The following is a 554-nucleotide window of genomic DNA, read 5'->3' as shown; positions in this document are numbered from 1 at the left end:
AGCTTTTGGATGTAAAGTCCCTCGTTTGATTTCTTGGATAGCCTTGCGGAAATCAAAATCAGCATTCTTTTCATCATAGCTTAAAGTTGTCCGTTGGTTAGACGTTTCAGTACCAGGTACTGTTTCAGCTTCTTTACTTGATAGCGTTTTTTCATTTTTTGCCTGGATTTCCTCATCCGTAACTTTAGAATAATAACGATTAAATCTGACTGAATAAATCAATACATAGATAACGATTAGCGAAGCAAACAAATTTAGAATAATCAATGAGAAGTTCAAGCTAAAAAATTGAGTCAGCACTCCGACTCCAATAGGAGGAATTATGAATCCGGAGTAGGCGCATAAATAAAATGCCGAAATGACTCGCGGACGTTCTTCCGGTTTCGGCAACTGGCTGGCAAACCTTAAAGCAACTTGAAACGTCCATCCACCGCCAATTGCTTGAATGAATATGCTGGCCCATACCAAAAATAAATTCGCTGTCAGACCAGAAAATACAATGCCCCATGATCCAATAGCAAGTAGGAAGATTCCAAAGCGCATCCGTGAGACTG

Annotated in this window: 1 protein-coding gene; it reads right to left on the bottom strand. The window is 39.7% G+C overall.

All coding sequences use genetic code 11. The features are described from left to right. Positions 1–554: MFS transporter (locus KW850_RS32660; RefSeq protein ID WP_218351728.1), on the bottom strand; the 554-nt coding region annotated here is incomplete at both ends.

The organism is Bacillus sp. sid0103 (genome assembly GCF_019219025.1).
The sequence above is the reverse complement of the archived record's forward strand: the minus strand, read 5'-3'. Positions and strand labels throughout refer to the sequence as shown.